Annotated in this window: 10 protein-coding genes; 1 reads left to right on the top strand and 9 read right to left on the bottom strand. The window is 66.1% G+C overall.

Going from position 1 to position 14,947, the window contains the following annotated elements:
• Positions 1-3 precede the first annotated feature (3 nt).
• The 4 genes from K1X11_RS08950 to K1X11_RS08935 form a co-directional block, all read right to left on the bottom strand.
• Complete coding sequence (locus K1X11_RS08950) at positions 4-3,312, bottom strand: VCBS repeat-containing protein (RefSeq protein WP_221029778.1); 3,309 nt, start codon at positions 3,310-3,312, stop codon at positions 4-6.
• A gap of 116 nt (positions 3,313-3,428) precedes the next feature.
• Positions 3,429-4,700 (bottom strand): vanadium-dependent haloperoxidase, encoded by a 1,272-nt coding sequence (locus K1X11_RS08945; protein WP_221029779.1) that lies wholly within the window; start codon positions 4,698-4,700, stop codon positions 3,429-3,431.
• A 164-nt stretch (positions 4,701-4,864) separates the two neighbouring features.
• Entirely contained in the window at positions 4,865-6,445 is a 1,581-nt protein-coding gene (locus K1X11_RS08940) for a glycoside hydrolase family 43 protein (RefSeq protein WP_221029780.1), read from the bottom strand.
• A 4-nt stretch (positions 6,446-6,449) separates the two neighbouring features.
• On the bottom strand, positions 6,450-7,154 hold the full coding sequence (locus tag K1X11_RS08935) for a hypothetical protein (protein WP_221029781.1): 705 nt from the start codon (positions 7,152-7,154) through the stop codon (positions 6,450-6,452).
• A 60-nt stretch (positions 7,155-7,214) separates the two neighbouring features.
• Between K1X11_RS08935 and K1X11_RS08930 the strand changes: the two genes are divergently transcribed.
• Entirely contained in the window at positions 7,215-8,102 is an 888-nt protein-coding gene (locus K1X11_RS08930; protein WP_225919310.1) for an RluA family pseudouridine synthase, read from the top strand.
• Here K1X11_RS08930 and K1X11_RS08925 read toward each other — a convergent pair.
• From K1X11_RS08925 to K1X11_RS08905, 5 genes are all read right to left on the bottom strand, one after another.
• Entirely contained in the window at positions 8,099-8,467 is a 369-nt protein-coding gene (locus tag K1X11_RS08925) for a hypothetical protein (RefSeq protein WP_221029782.1), read from the bottom strand. The genes K1X11_RS08930 and K1X11_RS08925 overlap by 4 nt on opposite strands.
• On the bottom strand, positions 8,457-9,110 hold the full coding sequence (locus K1X11_RS08920; protein ID WP_221029783.1) for a SatD family protein: 654 nt from the start codon (positions 9,108-9,110) through the stop codon (positions 8,457-8,459). The genes K1X11_RS08925 and K1X11_RS08920 overlap by 11 nt, the downstream gene beginning before the upstream one ends.
• A 75-nt stretch (positions 9,111-9,185) precedes the next feature.
• Complete coding sequence (locus tag K1X11_RS08915) at positions 9,186-12,482, bottom strand: DNA polymerase III subunit alpha (RefSeq protein ID WP_221029784.1); 3,297 nt, start codon at positions 12,480-12,482, stop codon at positions 9,186-9,188.
• Between the two features lie 74 nt (positions 12,483-12,556).
• Complete coding sequence (locus K1X11_RS08910) at positions 12,557-14,122, bottom strand: Y-family DNA polymerase (RefSeq protein WP_221029785.1); 1,566 nt, start codon at positions 14,120-14,122, stop codon at positions 12,557-12,559.
• Positions 14,123-14,260: 138 nt separating this feature from the next.
• Positions 14,261-14,914, bottom strand: coding sequence for a RecA family protein (locus K1X11_RS08905; protein WP_221029786.1), 654 nt, complete (start codon positions 14,912-14,914; stop codon positions 14,261-14,263).
• Between the last annotated feature and the right edge of the window lie 33 nt (positions 14,915-14,947).

Genomic DNA, 14,947 nt, shown 5'->3' with positions numbered 1-14,947 from the left:
GGGTTATCGGCGTTCGAAGAGGCGGAGGGGGCCTTGGGCGGTGGCGGTGAGGAGGCGGGGAGTTTCGCCGTCGAGGAGGGTGAGGGCGCGGGTGTCGCCGGGGACGACGAGGCCGGAGTTGCCGGGGCTGATTTCGGTGAGGTTTCCTTGCCCCTCGCCGAGGAAGAGGCGGCCGATGCTGCCGTCGAAGCGGCCGGTCGAGGGCTCGGGACTGAAGTCGTTGCCGGCCACATAGAGGTCGGCATGACCGTCCCCGTCGAGGTCGGCGTGCACGAAGCCGTGGATGGGCGCGAGCTGGGCCGCGGTGGGTAGGGCTTCGAATCGGTAGGTGCCGTCAGCCTGCTGCAGATAAACGCCGCTGCGCAGTTCGGTGGCTTCAAGTTTGAGCGCGGCGTTGAGCAGCTCGGAATCGAAGATGTTGTAAACCGAGGCCGCGGCGAAGCGTTCAAAGGTGCGGAACTGACGACGCATCGCGGCGAACGAGTAGGACAATTTGCTGCGACCCCGCACGGGGTAGAGTTGGCCGTCGGTGTCGTATTGAGCTTCGAGAATTTCGAAGTTGCCGCGGCCATCGAGGTCGCCGGCGAAGATCGTGGCGGGGCGCTCGGCCGAGGCGGAGTATTTGGTGTTGAGGCCGACGTTGCCGGCGAGGATGTCGGGGCGACCGTCGCCGTTGAAATCGCTCACGCTGACCGCGCTCCACCAGCCGGTGCGGTCGGCGAGGCCGAGGGCGGCGGTGGCGTCGGTGAAGTGGCCGGAGTGGTTGGTGAACACTTTCACCGGTCCCCATTCGATGGATACAACGAGGTCCGGTTCACCGTCGGCGTTAAGGTCGGCGAAGGTTGCGTCGGTGACCATACCGAGGTCGGCAAGTTCAGGCGCATCAACGGTGACCAAACCGTCAGGACTGGTGACATAGAGGAAGGAGCGCGGGGCTTTGGGCCATTCGCCGGGGACGGAGCGGCCGCCGACGAAGAGCAGATTTTGGCCATCGAAGGCGACGGCGTCGGTGCTGGTGCCGTCCTTGAGCGTCTGGCCGAGGGTGAAGCTCCCTGCGCCGTCGCCGAAGTAGACGCGGTCGTGGAGGAGCGGGTCACCTTGCGTGGGTTCAACGCCGCCGGCGGCGATGTAGAGATCGAGGTGGCCGTCGAGGTTGGCGTCGAGGAAGAGGGCGCCGGTGTCATCGGCGGCGGCGGCCTCGGTCCACGGTTGGCTGGCAGCAACGGTGAAGGTGCCATCGGCTTGGCCGAGGAAGAGTTGGCCGGCTTGGGCGCGGGCACCGGAGACGAAGACGTCGGTGATGCCGTCGCCGTTGACGTCGGCGGTGGCGAGCGTGGGGGCGGTCTGGCCGAGGCGGCGGGGCAGCAGGCGCTGGCGGGCGAGTTCTTCCAAGGGGTAGGCGTCGCTGGTGAAGTCGAGTCCACGCTCGGCGGCAGTTTCGCGGAAGAGTGCGCCGCTGAGGTCGGCGTGCAGGGTGGCGGTCGGGCGCGTGGTGTCGGGCGCGGGGGCCGGTTGGGAGATGACGAGCAGGCGGTCGACGGGGGCGTCGGTGAGGGTGGAGGTCGCCCCGTCGGGCCAGCGGATGCTGAGCGCTTCGATGGTGTCATGCTCGCCCAAGCCGAAGATGATCGTGCCGAGTTCGGAGGAGACGACGCCACGCTCGCCGAAGACCTGGCGGATCTGGGTGCCGCCGGCGGTGGTAAGGCTGATCTCGGCGCCGATGGCGTTGCGGTTGGGGGCGTGGCCTTCGAGGCGCAGGGCGACGCGGTGGTGGCCGGTCTGGTCGTTGCGCACGATGGTGGGCGGGCCTTCGAGGTTGGCGTAAACGATGTCGAGGTCGCCGTCGTTATCGAGGTCGGCGATGGCGCAGCCGAAGGAGACGCCGGTGTGGTTGAGTCCCCAAAGTTCGGATACGTCGGTGAAACCGAGATCGCCGTCGTTGCGGTAGGCGAGGTTGGGTTCGGCGCGGACGGGGGCGTCGCGCCAGACGCGGGCGCGGGCGGTGAGATTGGGGGCGACGTTTTGGCGGTCGACAAGGTCGGCATCGACGAAGTTGCGCAGCATGCCGTTGGTGTAGAAGAGGTCGGAGCGGCCGTCGCCGTCGAGGTCGACGATGCGGGTGGCCCAGGTCCAGCCGGTGGCCTCCATGCCGGTGAGGAACGCGGCCTCTTCGTAGTAGTCGGTGCCGGTGCCGAGGTAGACGGCGTTCCACATGTATTGGGGAATGAGTTCGGCGACGCGTTCCATTTCCCAGAGACCGCGGCCCATTTCCTCCATGCCGGTCATGAAGCCGGCACGGGTGCGGTCGCGCATGTCGGCGACGATGAAGTCGATCTCGCCGTCGTTGTTGAGGTCGCCGGCGTCGGAGCCCATCGAGAAGTAGGTCACGTGAGGCAGGCGTTCGTCGACGACGTCGGTGAAGGTGCCGTCGCCGTTGTTGAGGTAGAAGCGGTCGGGGGTCTCGAAGTCGTTGGCGACATAGATGTCGGGCCAGCCGTCGCGGTTGGCGTCGAACCAGATGGCGGTGTGGCCCTGGGACTTGCCCCAGATGCCGGCGTCGAGGGCAACGTTCTCGAAGGTCGGATGGCCGTCGGGGCCGGGACCGTTGTTGCGCATGAGGTAGTCGGGTTGACCGGTGGGGCTGCGCGAGAAGTCGAGGATGTTGGTGGCAACGTAGGCGTCGAGGTCGCCGTCGCCATCGTAGTCGGCGAAGGAGGCGTGCACGGAGGCGTCGTGGATCGCGAGGCCGTAGGCGGCGGCCATCTCGGTGAAGGTGCCGTCGCCGTTGTTGATGAAGAGCAGGTTGGGCGCGTCGAGGCGGCAGAGGTAGATGTCGGGCCAGCCGTCCTGGTTGAGGTCGACGGCGGCGGCGCCGGTCTGGCCGGCGGGGTCATCGGCAACGTCGACGCCGCAGGCGGGGGCGATGTCGTGGAAACGGCCGGCGACGGTTTGTTGGTAGAGAGCGTTGGGACCGTTTTTGGAAACGGCGTAGATGTCGGGCATGCCGTCGCGGTCGAAGTCGGCGATGGCGAGTCCGGTTTCGAGGGCGCCGAGGGTGTATTCGCGGAAGCGGTCACCCCACATGCGCGGGTCGTTGTAGAGGTTGGGCACGGTGAGGCCCGTTTCCTCGGCGGAGAGGCGGGTGAAGGGCGGGGCGCCCTCGGCGGCGGCGGTGCGAGCGGCGAGCGGGTGGGAGGTGACGGCGGGGGCGGAGGCAGCGTCGGACTGAGCGGCGAGGGGCGCGGTCGAAGCGAGAACGGCGGCGGTGAGGGCGGCGCCAGCGAAGAGGTGCAAGGTTCGTTGGGCGGGCATGGGATCGGGTGGTTTGGGGTAAGAGAAAGGGGGCCTGCCGTCGGTCGTTTGCTCGGCAGGTGGTGAGGCCACTCGCTCACGCTCGTAGCCACGTAGGGGGTTGGCGGGTTGCGCGCTTACTCGCGCGGGCGCAGGGCGTGAGCGAAGACGTAGTCGGCGATCTTGAGGCCGGCTTGGCGGCCTTCGACGACGTCGAGCATGGTGTGAATGCCGCCCCAGACGCGGCTCATGTTGAGCTCGATGCTGGCTTCGGAGAAACTCTCGTAGGATCGCACGACGCCGGGCAGACCGTCGGAGGTGGAGGTGAACTCGAAGTCGTCGCTGCCGTTGTAGAGTTCGAGGATGCGGGAAGACGCGCCGGTGAAGGTGGAGTGCGCGGAGGTGTAGGTCGGGTGCGCGGGGGAAGCCATGTTGGGAATGAACTCCGGCTCGGCGGAGGCGTGGGCGTTGACCGCGGGCGTGACCTCGCGGATGGCGGTCTCGGGGCGCCAGTGCAGGTAGTAGAACTTGGACTCCCAGGAGGAGATGCCGGCATCGGCGGTGGCGAGGGTGAGCAGGGCAAACAGGTGCGCGGTCTGCTCGACGCTGAACTCCTTGCGGCGGGCAACGTCCTGAGCGATCACGCACCAGTGGCCGGCGGGCGTGGCGGTGCCGAGGTCGTCGGCCCAGAAAGGCGTGGAGAGGGTTTGGTATTCGTCGCGTTCGGCGTCGTCGCGGGCGCCGACCTTGGCGGTGAAGGCGAGCTCGTCGGCGTATGCGGCGGAGTCGAGCGGGAGCGGCGGCGGGGCGCGGAACTGGTCGGGGGAGGTGAGCACGAAGGGCTTCACGTGCGCGACCGAGGGGGAGACGGGCGGGCGGAAGGCGGGCGGGGTCTCACGCCATTTGCCGATTTCGGTGGAGGAGATTTCGCCAGCGTAGGGTTGGTCGAGGCCGGACTTGGCGCGCTCGTCGAGAACACGTTGGGCGACGGCGCGACCCCAGACGATGCCAGCGGCGCGGGAGGCGTCGGCGGGCAAGTCGGCGAGGGCTTCGTCGTAGGCCTTTTTCATGACGCGCGGGTTCACCTCGTTGCCCCAGATGTTTTGCAGGACGAGGTAGGCGGCGGCGGCGATGGCGGCGTCGCGGTTGGCGTCGGCGGGTGCGGCTTCGTCGACGAGCCAGGATTCCCAAGTCTGGTCGAAGCCGTTGACCGTATCAAAGATGGCGGCGTGGAAGGTGCCGAGGTGGAGCGCGGCCACGGGTGGCGGGTTGCGCGAGAGGCGGGTGGCGTGCAGGGCCTGGTCGTTCCAGTAGAGCACGGGATTTTCGATGGCAGCCGAGGTGGCGGCAGCGGTGACGGCGCAGGCGAGGCCGAGGGCCAGGGCGAGACGGATGAACGGACGCGACATGGTCGGAGGAGTGGGGATCAAGCGGGGTTAATAGGGGGTATTACCGGCGCCAAGAGGGGCGAGGGCCAGTGAAGGTTCGAGTGCGCTGGGACGAAATGCCCGCGCCCGGGGGTGAGTTGCGCGGCAGTCCGGTGGAATGAACCGGACCGCCGCGGCGGGAGCTTTTACTCCGACAATTCCTGGTAGTCGAAGTAGTCGAAATCGGCGGGGTGGCCGTGGCCGTTGAGGTCCTGGGCGCTGAGGCCGATGAAGGCGCCGGTGAAGCCGAGTGAGTGGTAGTCGTCGGAGAGGATGGTGGCGTCGAGTTCGGGGCCGATGGCGATCCAAGTGCTGCCGTCGAGGGAGTAGCTGAACTGGAGGGCCTCGCGGTGGATGGTCACGCGCAGGTGCACGGGACCGGCGTCGGGCAGGGCCGTCTCGACGTCGGGCAATTCCCCGGTGTCGCCGGCATCGGTGCGGATGATGCCGAGGCAGCGACCGAGTTCCTCGTCGCGTGTGATGCGCAGGTAGTAGTGGTTGGTCGTGTCGTAGTAGGCGATGAGGCCGGCCATGTGTTTGAAGTCGACCGGGTCAAAATCCACGCGGGTCGTCACCTCGACATCGAAGGCCTGTTGGCGGCGGGCGATGAGGGCTTGGCGGAAGTTGGAGGTGGTGGGCTCTTCGCCGTGGAGGCGCACCCAACCGGGACGGGCGGTGAGCTCCAACCAATCCTTGGTGATGGGGCGGCGCAGGGCTTGGAAGTGAATGGAGAGGTCGGCGGTATCAAACTCCTCGCGGTGGGAGCGGGAGGGCGGGGTCGGGCTGGTGAGCGGCAGGCCGTCGTCCTCGACGTCGACGGTCGGCACGCAACCGCCGTGACTGAGGCGCGGCCAACCCTCGGGTTCCCAGGAGCAGCGCTGGATGGCGGTCTCGCGGCCGAGGGTGCAGCGTTTGTCACGCAGCGGGCGACCAGTGAGGTGCACCACATACCAAGCGCCGGACTTGGTCTGGACGAGGGAGGCGTGGCCGGCTTTTTGCAGGGTGGCGGATTCGTCGTCCTTGGAGGTGAGGAAGTGTTTGAGCGGGTCGACCTCGTAGGGGCCGTCGATCGTGCGGGAGCGGGCGATGGTGGCGGCGTGCGTATACCAAGTGCCGCCCTCGGCCACGAGGAGGTAGTAGTATCCGTCTTTCTTATACAGATGCGGACCTTCGGTGAATTCGTGGTCGGTGCCTTTGAAGATGTTTTTGCGCGGACCGATGAGGGTGCGGGTCTGCGGATCGAATTCTTGGAGGAGCGTGCCGGTGAACTGATTTTTGCCGGTGCGGTGATCCCAGATCATGGAGAGATACCACTTGCGGCCGTCGTCGTCGTGGAAGAGCGAGGCGTCGAAACCGGCGGAGTCGAGGTAGGTGGGTTCGCTCCACGGACCGGTGATGCTGGGGGCGGTGACGACGTAGTTGTGGGTGACCTTGTAGCGGGTGTGGGTCCACTGCTTCACGTCGGTGTAGATGAGCCAGAAGAGGCCGTCGCTGTAGGACAGGCAGGGTGCCCAGATACCGCCCGAATCGGGGTTGCCGATCATGTCGAGCTGGGAGGGGCGGTCGAGCGGGCGGGCGACGAGCTCCCAATTCACGAGGTCGCGGGAGTGGTGGATCTGCACGCCGGGGAACCACTCGAAGGTGGAGGTGGCGATGTAATAATCGTCGCCGACGCGGACGATGGACGGGTCGGGATTAAAGCCGGGCAGGATGGGATTTTTGATCATGAATTTATAAAACCGTGAAGAATTTTTGAAGTAGGATTTCTTTTATTTCGTCTTTTGGGACATTGTCTATTTCGACAAAATGAAACTCATGGCCCAGTGGGCCGATTGGTTTAAAATTAGGAAATTGCCACCAGCCATCGATTGGCCCGAATCGGATTATTTCACTGGTTCCTCGTGCTGTTAATTCTATTTCGGGTTCAGGGGAGTCGAATTCGGTTTTTACTGAAATTGACATGTCGGTTTCTGCGAGGGATCCGATTTCATTCAGTTCAATCTCTGAAGTTCTCCCTGAGAGGTATGGATTGGTGGATTGAAGGAAATACCAGCAGAATTCACCCAAGTCTCGAAGTTCCTTGTTTGTGGGTGGTTCGGAATCGTTGTGTATAAAAATGTTACGAACTCTGGAGAGTTTGTTCATTAGGTGGGGGCGAACTATGCCGAGGCACTCAAGGCGTTCGAGCTGGTTTCTTGTTCCTGGGTAGAAGTGTTTTAGTTTGTATGTCTCATTTAGTTCTTTGGTCCTTAGTTCGACGATTTTATTGAGGTGTATGACTATACTGCCTCGCTCATCTCTATTTGGGGAGTCAGCGTCTAGTAGGTAGAATGCGTAGTCTAAAATTTCATGGCATCGTGCGATGTGGGACCTGTCTAAATCTTCCCACACGCTTCTCACGCTATACCATTTTGAAATGATGGGGTTTATGGACACTGTGGTTTGCATACCTGTATTCCCTAATTTCTAGGAGGGGATGGTTTTTGTTTCAATCCGTTGTTCGGTCTCGCTCGGATTTACTTGGCGGTGTTGGGTGCGGCGGTGAGCGATACGTCGTCGACAGATTCCGCGCAGCAGTCCTTGAGTCCGGCCCAGGTGTATGGGCCGTGGCCGCCGCGGCCGTTTCGGGAGGATCGGGTGACGCTCATCGACATGGATGAGTTGCGCTCGTGGATTTTGCACGAGGACGACGACCTGTTGGTGGTGAGCAAGTCGGGCGAGGTGGTGTGTCACCCGTCGAAGTTCGGCCCGACTTCGAGTCTGGTGGGCGCGGCGCGCGAATACACCGGGCTCGACACGATGCATCTGGTGTTTCGCCTCGATCGGGAGACGAGCGGGGTGGTGGTGATGGCCAAGAACGCGGCCATGGCGAGTCGGTTGCAGACGGCGATGATGACGCGGAAAGTCGGGAAACGTTACCTGACGGTGCTGACGGGGGAGTTGGCGGAGCCGGTGACGGTGGATCAGCCGCTGGGGCGCGACTACGAGAGTCCGGTGCACGTGAAGGATTGGGTGACGCCGGAGGGCAAGGCGGCGGTGACGCACTACCTGCCGCGGGTGGTGCGCAACGGGTTTTCGCTGGTGGAGGTGCGACCGCAGACGGGACGCAAACACCAGATCCGAGCGCATGCGCAGTGGCTGGGTTACCCGGTGGTGGGCGACAAGATTTACGGGCCGGATCCGCGGCTGTTTTTGCGCTTCATCGACGACGGCTGGAGCGAGGAGCTGGCGGCGACGCTGCTGCTGCGGCGGCAGGCGCTGCACTGCGCCGAGATCGATCTGCGGCCGGCGGGAGTGGACTGGGTGTTCCGCGCGCCGTGGCCGGAGGATCTGGCGACCTTCACGCGCGAGCGGATGGGCGTGGCGGAGTTGCCCGAAGCTTAGAACGGGCGTTGGCCGAGGATGAGCCGAAGCACGATGATGTCGGCCAGCACGATCAGCAGCGAGGTCAGGTTGCCGATCAGGAAGTAGTCGTTGGTGATTTCGTCGCCACTGTCCTTTTGCAGGCGCGTGCCAAGTTTGAAGGCGCCGAAGGCGGCGAGGATGACCGCGTAGCCGAGGAGGAGCCCGATGTAGAGCACGAGGCGTTCAAGCAAACCCTTGCGGTGCGCGACTCGTCCGTCGCCCGGCGGGCGGGCGAGTTGGGGGCCGTAGGCGCGTCGAATGCGGGCGAAGATGGGGCGAGCGACCACTTCGCCAATAACGAATACGGCGGTGGCAAAGAGGATCAGTTTGAGCTCAATCGGCATGGTCGCGGAGGAGGCGTTCCAGGGTCAGGCAGGCGTCGATTTTGAGGGTGACGCGACGACGTTCGATGCTGGTCCGATGACGGTCGAACTGGCGACTCAGTTTTTCGCTGTCGGTGGTGGCGAAGAGGGCTTCGATGAAGGTGAAGTCGGCCGGCTTAAAATCGTCGGTCAGCGCTGTCAGCACGCCGAAGAGGTTCTGGAGGCGCGAGGCAAGTTGAGCGTCCGGCAAATCGACCTGAATGCGCGGAGCCCCGCGGCGATGGGCCTCGAGGGTGCGACGGGCGTGGGTCAGGCCTGGTCCGAGCATGCCGTGGGCGCGTTCTGGGTTGATGGGAGTGTCGACTTGCCCGGCGTGCAGAACGTAGCGCAGGGCATAGGGGTGCGCCGTTTTGGCCACCTCGAGGGGCTTTTGGCGCAACTGGTGTTCGAACCAGAGAATGAGATCGATGCCCGCTCGAAGGTTCGTGCAGAGCCCCTGAAACTCATCTCCCAAAGTGACGGTGAGGGGCGAACGCAGTGCTTCTGCGAATTTCCGGTTCGCGGTGGTCGTGGTGGCCTTGAGGTGGGTTCCCAGCGCGCGTGAAGGATGGGCTTCGCTGCCAATCACATCGGCCATGAAAATGAATTGGGTCGTATTCTTCATCGTGCGGAATATCTGCAATAAAAGTAAAAGTGCAGAAAAAATGCACAATGTGCAAGTTTGCAGAAAAAGTGCACATTAATGGAAATCGTGGGAGGCTTGGGCGGGGAGGTCGGCGAGGCGGAGGGCTTCGATCTGCTCGGCCTTGATGTGGATGATGCCGTGCTGGACCTGGAGTTTGCCGGTGATGCGCAGGGCGGGCTCGAGGTTGATGGTGAGGCGGTAACGTTCGAAGCGGTCGGGCGTGACGATGCAGTTGGCGACGCCGGTCTCGTCTTCGAGGGAGATGAACACAAAGCCTTTGGCGGTGCCGGGGCGTTGGCGGCAGATGACGCTGCCGGCGACGGTGACCGTTTGGCGGTCCTTGGCGCAGGGCAGATCACCGGCGCGCCAGACGTCGGGCAGGCGGGCGCGGATGTGCGCCATCGGGTGCACCCCGGCGGTGAGGCCCATGCCGGTGAAGTCGGCGGCCACGCGCTCGGCGCGGGACATCGGGGCGAGGATTTTTGATTTTGGAGTCTCGATTTTGGATTGGGGCGGTGACGGAGGGGCCGCGCCGAGGCTGGAAGCCTCGGCCACTTGGAGGGCGGCGAATTCAGTTTGTTGATACGTGCGTTGGAAGAGGGGCTCGTGGGGGGACCAGGCGGCTTCGACCTGCCAGAGGGCGGCACGGCGGTCGCCGGCGAAGGTATTGAGGGCACCGAGGGCGGCGAGGGCGCGGCGGTCGGCGGCGCTGAAGGTGGTGCGGGCGAGCCAGTCCTCGATGTCGGTGAAGGGGCGCTCGGCGCGGGCCGCGAGCATGGCGCGGGTGGGTTTGGCGGCGAGGCCCTTGACGTAGCAGAGGCCGAGGCGGACCCGCGCTTCGCTCCGCGGGGCGGAGCTTCGGCGGGCAGGGCCCTCAGCAGGATCCGGGTATTCGATCGTGCAGGCCCAGTCGGATTTTTGCACGCAGACGGGGAGGAAGGTGACGCCGTGGCGGCGGGAGTCCTGCACGAGGGTGGCGGGGCCGTAGAAGCCCATGGGTTGGTTGTTAAGCAGGGCGCAGACAAACTCGGCCGGGCGGTGGGCTTTGAGCCAGGTGCTGGCGTAGGCCAGCAGAGCGAAACTCATGGAGTGCGACTCGGGGAAACCGTAGAGAGCGAAGTTGGAGGCGGACTCGATGAGGAGGTCGGCGATGCGGTCGGACCAACCGTGCACGCGCAGGGCGGCGCGAAGGTGGGTGAGGGCGCGTTCGAGGCGTTCGGTGCCGCGCGAGAAGCCCATGGCGCGGCGCAGTTCCTCGGCCTGGGTGCCGTCGTAGGAAGCGAGGGCCATGGCGCAGGCGAGCATCTGTTCCTGAAAGAGCACGACGCCGTAAGTGCGCTCGAGGATGGGGAGGAGCAGGTCGTGCACCTCGGGGTCGAGGCATACGATCGGTTCGCCGTGATGGCGGCGGCGGATGATGGGGTGGACGAGTTTGCCGACAATGGGGCCGGGGCGCACGATGGCGACCTGCATGGCGACGTCGTAGAAGCAGGCCGGTTTGAAACGACGCAGGGTCGACATCTGGGCGCGGCTTTCGACCTGAAACACGCCGACGGTGTCGGCCTCCTGCATCATGCGAAAAGTCTCGGGATCGTCGGGCGGGATGGATTGGAGCGAGAGCGTATCCCCATTTTGGTTACAGAGCTCGAAGCAGTCCTGCAGGGTGGCCATCATGCCGAGGCCGAGCAGGTCGACTTTGACGATCCCGAGGTCCTCGCAGTCGTCCTTGTCCCATTGCACGACGACGCGGCCGGGCATGGAGGCGGGCTCGAGCGGGACGACCTGGTTGAGGCGGCCGCCGCAAATGACCATGCCGCCGGAGTGTTGGCCGAGGTGGCGGGGCAGACCGCGCATCTGCTCGTAAACCCGCACGAGGGTGGCGGCGCGGGGATGGGTGGCGGGCAGGCCGGACTGCTGGAGCTGGTCTTCGAGGGAAAGGGTGTGGGGAAAGTCGCCGCCGTGGAAGAGGCTGGAGAAACGGTCGAGCACGTCGTCGGGCAGGGAGAGCACCTTGCCGAGTTCGCGGGTGGTGCCGCGGCCGCGGTAGGTGATGACGTTGGCGGTCATGGCGGCGCCGTCGGGGGCATAGCGGGCGTAGACCTCTTGGATGACCGATTCGCGCAGGTCGCTGCTGGGCAGGTCGAGATCGATATCGGGCCAGGAGGGGCGACCGTCGGCACCGATGCGGCCCTCGCTGAGGAAGCGTTCGAAGAGCAGGCGGTTTTTGACCGGGTCGATGGCGGTGATGCGCAGGGCGAAGCAGACCACGCTATTGGCGGCGGAACCGCGGCCCTGGATGAGGATGCCGCGGGAGCGGGCCCAGCGGCAGATGTCGGCGACGATGAGGAAGTAGCCCTCGAACCCGAGTTTGGAGATGAGGGCGAGTTCGGCGTCGATTTGGCGGCGGTAGGCGGCGGTGAGGGCGGGCACAAACTCGACGATGCCGGCGTAGACCTGCTCGCGGAGGAGCGAGGCCATGTTGTGCCACGGCGGGGTGGGGAAATCGGGGAAGCGGTAGCCGAGGTCGGAGAGGGTGAACTCGAGGCGGTCGGCGAGGCGCAGGGTGTTGGTGAGGGCCTCGGGCAGGTCGGCGAAACGCTGGGCCATGACGCGCGGGGCGTGCAGGTGGCGTTCGGCGTTGGGTGCGAGCAGGCGGCCGGCGGCATCGAGGGTGGTGTGATGTCGCAGGCAAGTGAATACATCGGTCACGGTGCGCCGGTCGCGGGTGGCGTGGGTGATACCGCCGGTCGCGAGCAAGGGCAGGTCGGTGCTGGCGGCGAGGTCGCGCAGGAAGGAGACGGTGCGTTCCTCGCCGCGCACGCGGTGGCGTTGGGTTTCAACGTAGAGGCGGTCGGGACCGAAGATGCGTTGGAGGGGCGCGAGGGCCTCGGCGGCGGCGGTGGGGCCGCCGTGTTGGTAGGCGGAGAGCAGGGGGCCGTCGGCGTCGCCGGTGAGGGCGATGAGGCCCTCGGCGTGGGCGGCGAGTTCGTCCCAGGTGGCGTGGCAGGGACGTTTGCGCTCGCGGTTCAATACGGGATCCGGGCGTGGCGTTTGCTTGGTGAGGCTGATGAGTTGGCAGAGGTTTTGGTAGCCGGTGCGGTTGGTGACGAGGAGGGGCAGGGCGGTGCCGTCGAGCAGGGTTAGCTCGGCACCGACGAGGGGACGCAGGCCGTGCTCGCGGGCGGCGGCGTAGAAGCGGGGCGCGCCGTAAACGCCGTCGCGGTCGCAGACGGCCATGGCGGGCAGGCCGAGGCGGGCGGCCTCGGCAGCGAGGTCGGCGGGTTGCGAAGCGCCGCGCAGAAAGCTGAAGGCGCTGCTCGCGTGGAGTTCGATGTAAGCGGGCGAAGCCAAGTATGATGTAAGAAGTAGGAAGTAAGAAGTGAGGCCTGATACTTCTGCCTTCGGACTTCTTACTTATGACTTGGTTAGTCGTATTCACCGTCCAGATACCAACCGGACGGGGTTTGGGTGAGGCGGTAGAGGCCGGGGGCGGGCGGGCCGAGGGCGATGTCCCATTCCTGGCGGGTCCAGGCTTGGTCGGGTTGCCACCAGTCGCCGCTGGCGCGCCAGGGGCCTTGGTGGGCGAGGATGGGGCCGTGCACGGTGGAAGTGACGAGGTGGGTGGGGATGCGGGTGGTCGGGGCGAGTTCGACGCGGGCGGGGAGCGGCGGACGAAAGCGGCGCAGGGGCAGGCCGAGCGGCGGCAGGGGGGCGGGTTCACCGAGCGGATCGATGGCGACGGCGGGCGGTGCGAGGGTGCTGGCGTCGGGGCGGTGGGTGTCGGTGAGTTGTGGGGTGCCGACATGGTCTTCGCCGAGGATGGCGGCGGCGCGGGCGAGGGTTTCGGCGAAGCCGTGGGGATCGCGCAGGCCGGAATCGAAGAGGCCGTGTTGCCGGTGCAGGGAGCGGGTGGGCTCGAGGTCGAGGCGGGCGGCGATGACGGGCGAGTCGGTTGACACCGTCTCGAGGTGACTGTGCAGGGTGCGGTGGAGCAGGTTGGCCGAGGCGGTGGGTTCGGGTAAGCGGATCGTGCGCGTGTGTGTGGTGTCGTTATCGAGCGTGAGCGTGAGGGTGAGGGCGGCGGCGGAGAGGGCGGCGGTGGAGAGCTCGAGGGCGAGGCGATCGGTGAAGCGGCGCAGGAGGAAGAGCAGCGGTTCCAGGGTTTCGATGGCGAACTCGAGTTCGAGGGTGGCGGAGAAGGTGGCGGGTGGGGTGACGGGTTGGAGGGGGCGGGTGGTCTGGCCGGCGGCGCGTTCCCAGAGGGCGAGTCCGTCGGGGCCGAGGCGCTGGGCGACGTCGGCTTTGGGCAGGGCGGTGAGGTCGCCGAGGGTGCGCACGCCCCAGAGCGCGAGGATGGCGGCGTGTTCGGCGGAAGGTTCGGCGATGGCGAGGGGGAGCGGAGCGAGGAAACCCTGCGGGTTTTGGATATTTTGGATTTTTGATTCTGGATTTTCGAGTGAGGCCTCGGTGGGCGGGGAGAAAGAGAAAGATAAAGAAGAAGGAGAAAGATTTTGGGCGCCGTAGCGGGCGAGGAGGGGGGTGGGGGCTAGGGCGGCGGTGGCGGTCAGGCCGAGGGTCGTGAGTTGTGTAAGGGCCGATTGGATACGGGGGAGGCGCTGCGGGCCGGGCAGGGCGGTGAGGTCGGCGGTGGCGATGCCGGGGGCGGTGTCTTCGTAGAGGGGGGCGAGGGTGGCGGCGGCGGCGAGCAGGGCGGCGGTGGCCTCGGCTTCGGCGGCGGGCTGGCGTTGGCGCAGGAGCAGATCGGCGCAGCGGGAGAGGGCGGCGGGCGCAGTGAGGCCGGGCTCGACGGCGTGGGCGGCGGCGGCCGGGGTGCAGGCGAGGACGAGGGCGCGTTTGCGTTCACCGTCGAGCAGAGCGACGGGTCGCGTGGCGAGGTCGGGCGCGGTGCGGAGCAAGGCCTGCAGCGGAAAATCGGCAAGATGCAGCACCGCGAAGGAGGATGCCGAGAGGCAGGGCTTTTTTTTAACCACGGATGGACACGGATGGCTTACTCCTTCGCCAAGGCTTCGGCGCACAAGTCGGCTACCGCCTACGCGCGGCAGGGGCGGTGGGCAGTGTATAGAGAAAAAGGATACATCTCACATTATACATCCTACATCTTACATGGCTCACGCGCTCAGCGCGTGAGCCTGGCGTTGGCGGGCGAGGTGGGGGAGGAGTTGCGGGAGGAGGTCGGGACGGTTGCGGGCGAGGTCGGCAAGGGGATGGGGGGTGTTGAGTTCGAGGCGGAGGGCGGCGCTGGGCACGAGGGCACGCGGGGTGATGACGAGGAGTGCGAGCTGGGTGTCCTCGACGGCGCGTTGCAGGCGATACCAGAGGGGCGCGGGCACGCGGCGGAGGTCGCGCAGGGCGGCGGAGCGCAGGTCGAGCACGACGAGGCCGAGGTTGGCGTCGCGGGCGAAGAGATCGGTGACGGTGAGCGCGTCGGTCACGCTGCCGCCGCGCGCCCAGACGAGGTGTTGGAGCGTGGCGGGCGGATGGGATTCGGGGTCGAAGCTGGTGGTGGGATCGACGAGGGCGGCGCGTTGGCGGCGGGCGCGGGTGGCGGCGAGCAGTTGGCCGAGCAGGAGGTGGGAGCCGCCGCTGGGAGCGGGGGCGACGAGTTCGGTGAGGGCGGCGAGGGGCAGGCCACCGCCGGTGGGTTCATCGAGGGCCTTCAGTCCGGTGGGCAGGCGCGCCGGGTCGACCGTCCGATGGGCGGACGGGAAGCGTTCGGCGAGCAGATGCCGAAGCGCAGCCAAGTTGGAAGGCGCGGAAGACACGGAGGAAGGGTGAGTGGTGAAGAGGGAATGGTG

Origin of the sequence: Actomonas aquatica, assembly GCF_019679435.2 — a bacterium.
In the GTDB taxonomy this organism is placed as follows: Bacteria; Verrucomicrobiota; Verrucomicrobiia; order Opitutales; family Opitutaceae; genus Actomonas; species Actomonas aquatica.
Note: the sequence above shows the minus strand (reverse complement) of the source record. Positions and strands in the feature narration are given on the sequence as shown.

What these genes read in the sequence shown, in the direction of transcription:
- K1X11_RS08920 (WP_221029783.1), bottom strand. Translation starts at nt 9,110, where the DNA reads ATGAAGAATACGACCCAATTCATTTTCATGGCCGATGTGATTGGCAGC.
- K1X11_RS08925 (WP_221029782.1), bottom strand. Translation starts at nt 8,467, where the DNA reads ATGCCGATTGAGCTCAAACTGATCCTCTTTGCCACCGCCGTATTCGTT.
- K1X11_RS08950 (WP_221029778.1), bottom strand. Translation starts at nt 3,312, where the DNA reads ATGCCCGCCCAACGAACCTTGCACCTCTTCGCTGGCGCCGCCCTCACC.
- K1X11_RS08945 (WP_221029779.1), bottom strand. Translation starts at nt 4,700, where the DNA reads ATGTCGCGTCCGTTCATCCGTCTCGCCCTGGCCCTCGGCCTCGCCTGC.
- K1X11_RS08940 (WP_221029780.1), bottom strand. Translation starts at nt 6,445, where the DNA reads ATGATCAAAAATCCCATCCTGCCCGGCTTTAATCCCGACCCGTCCATC.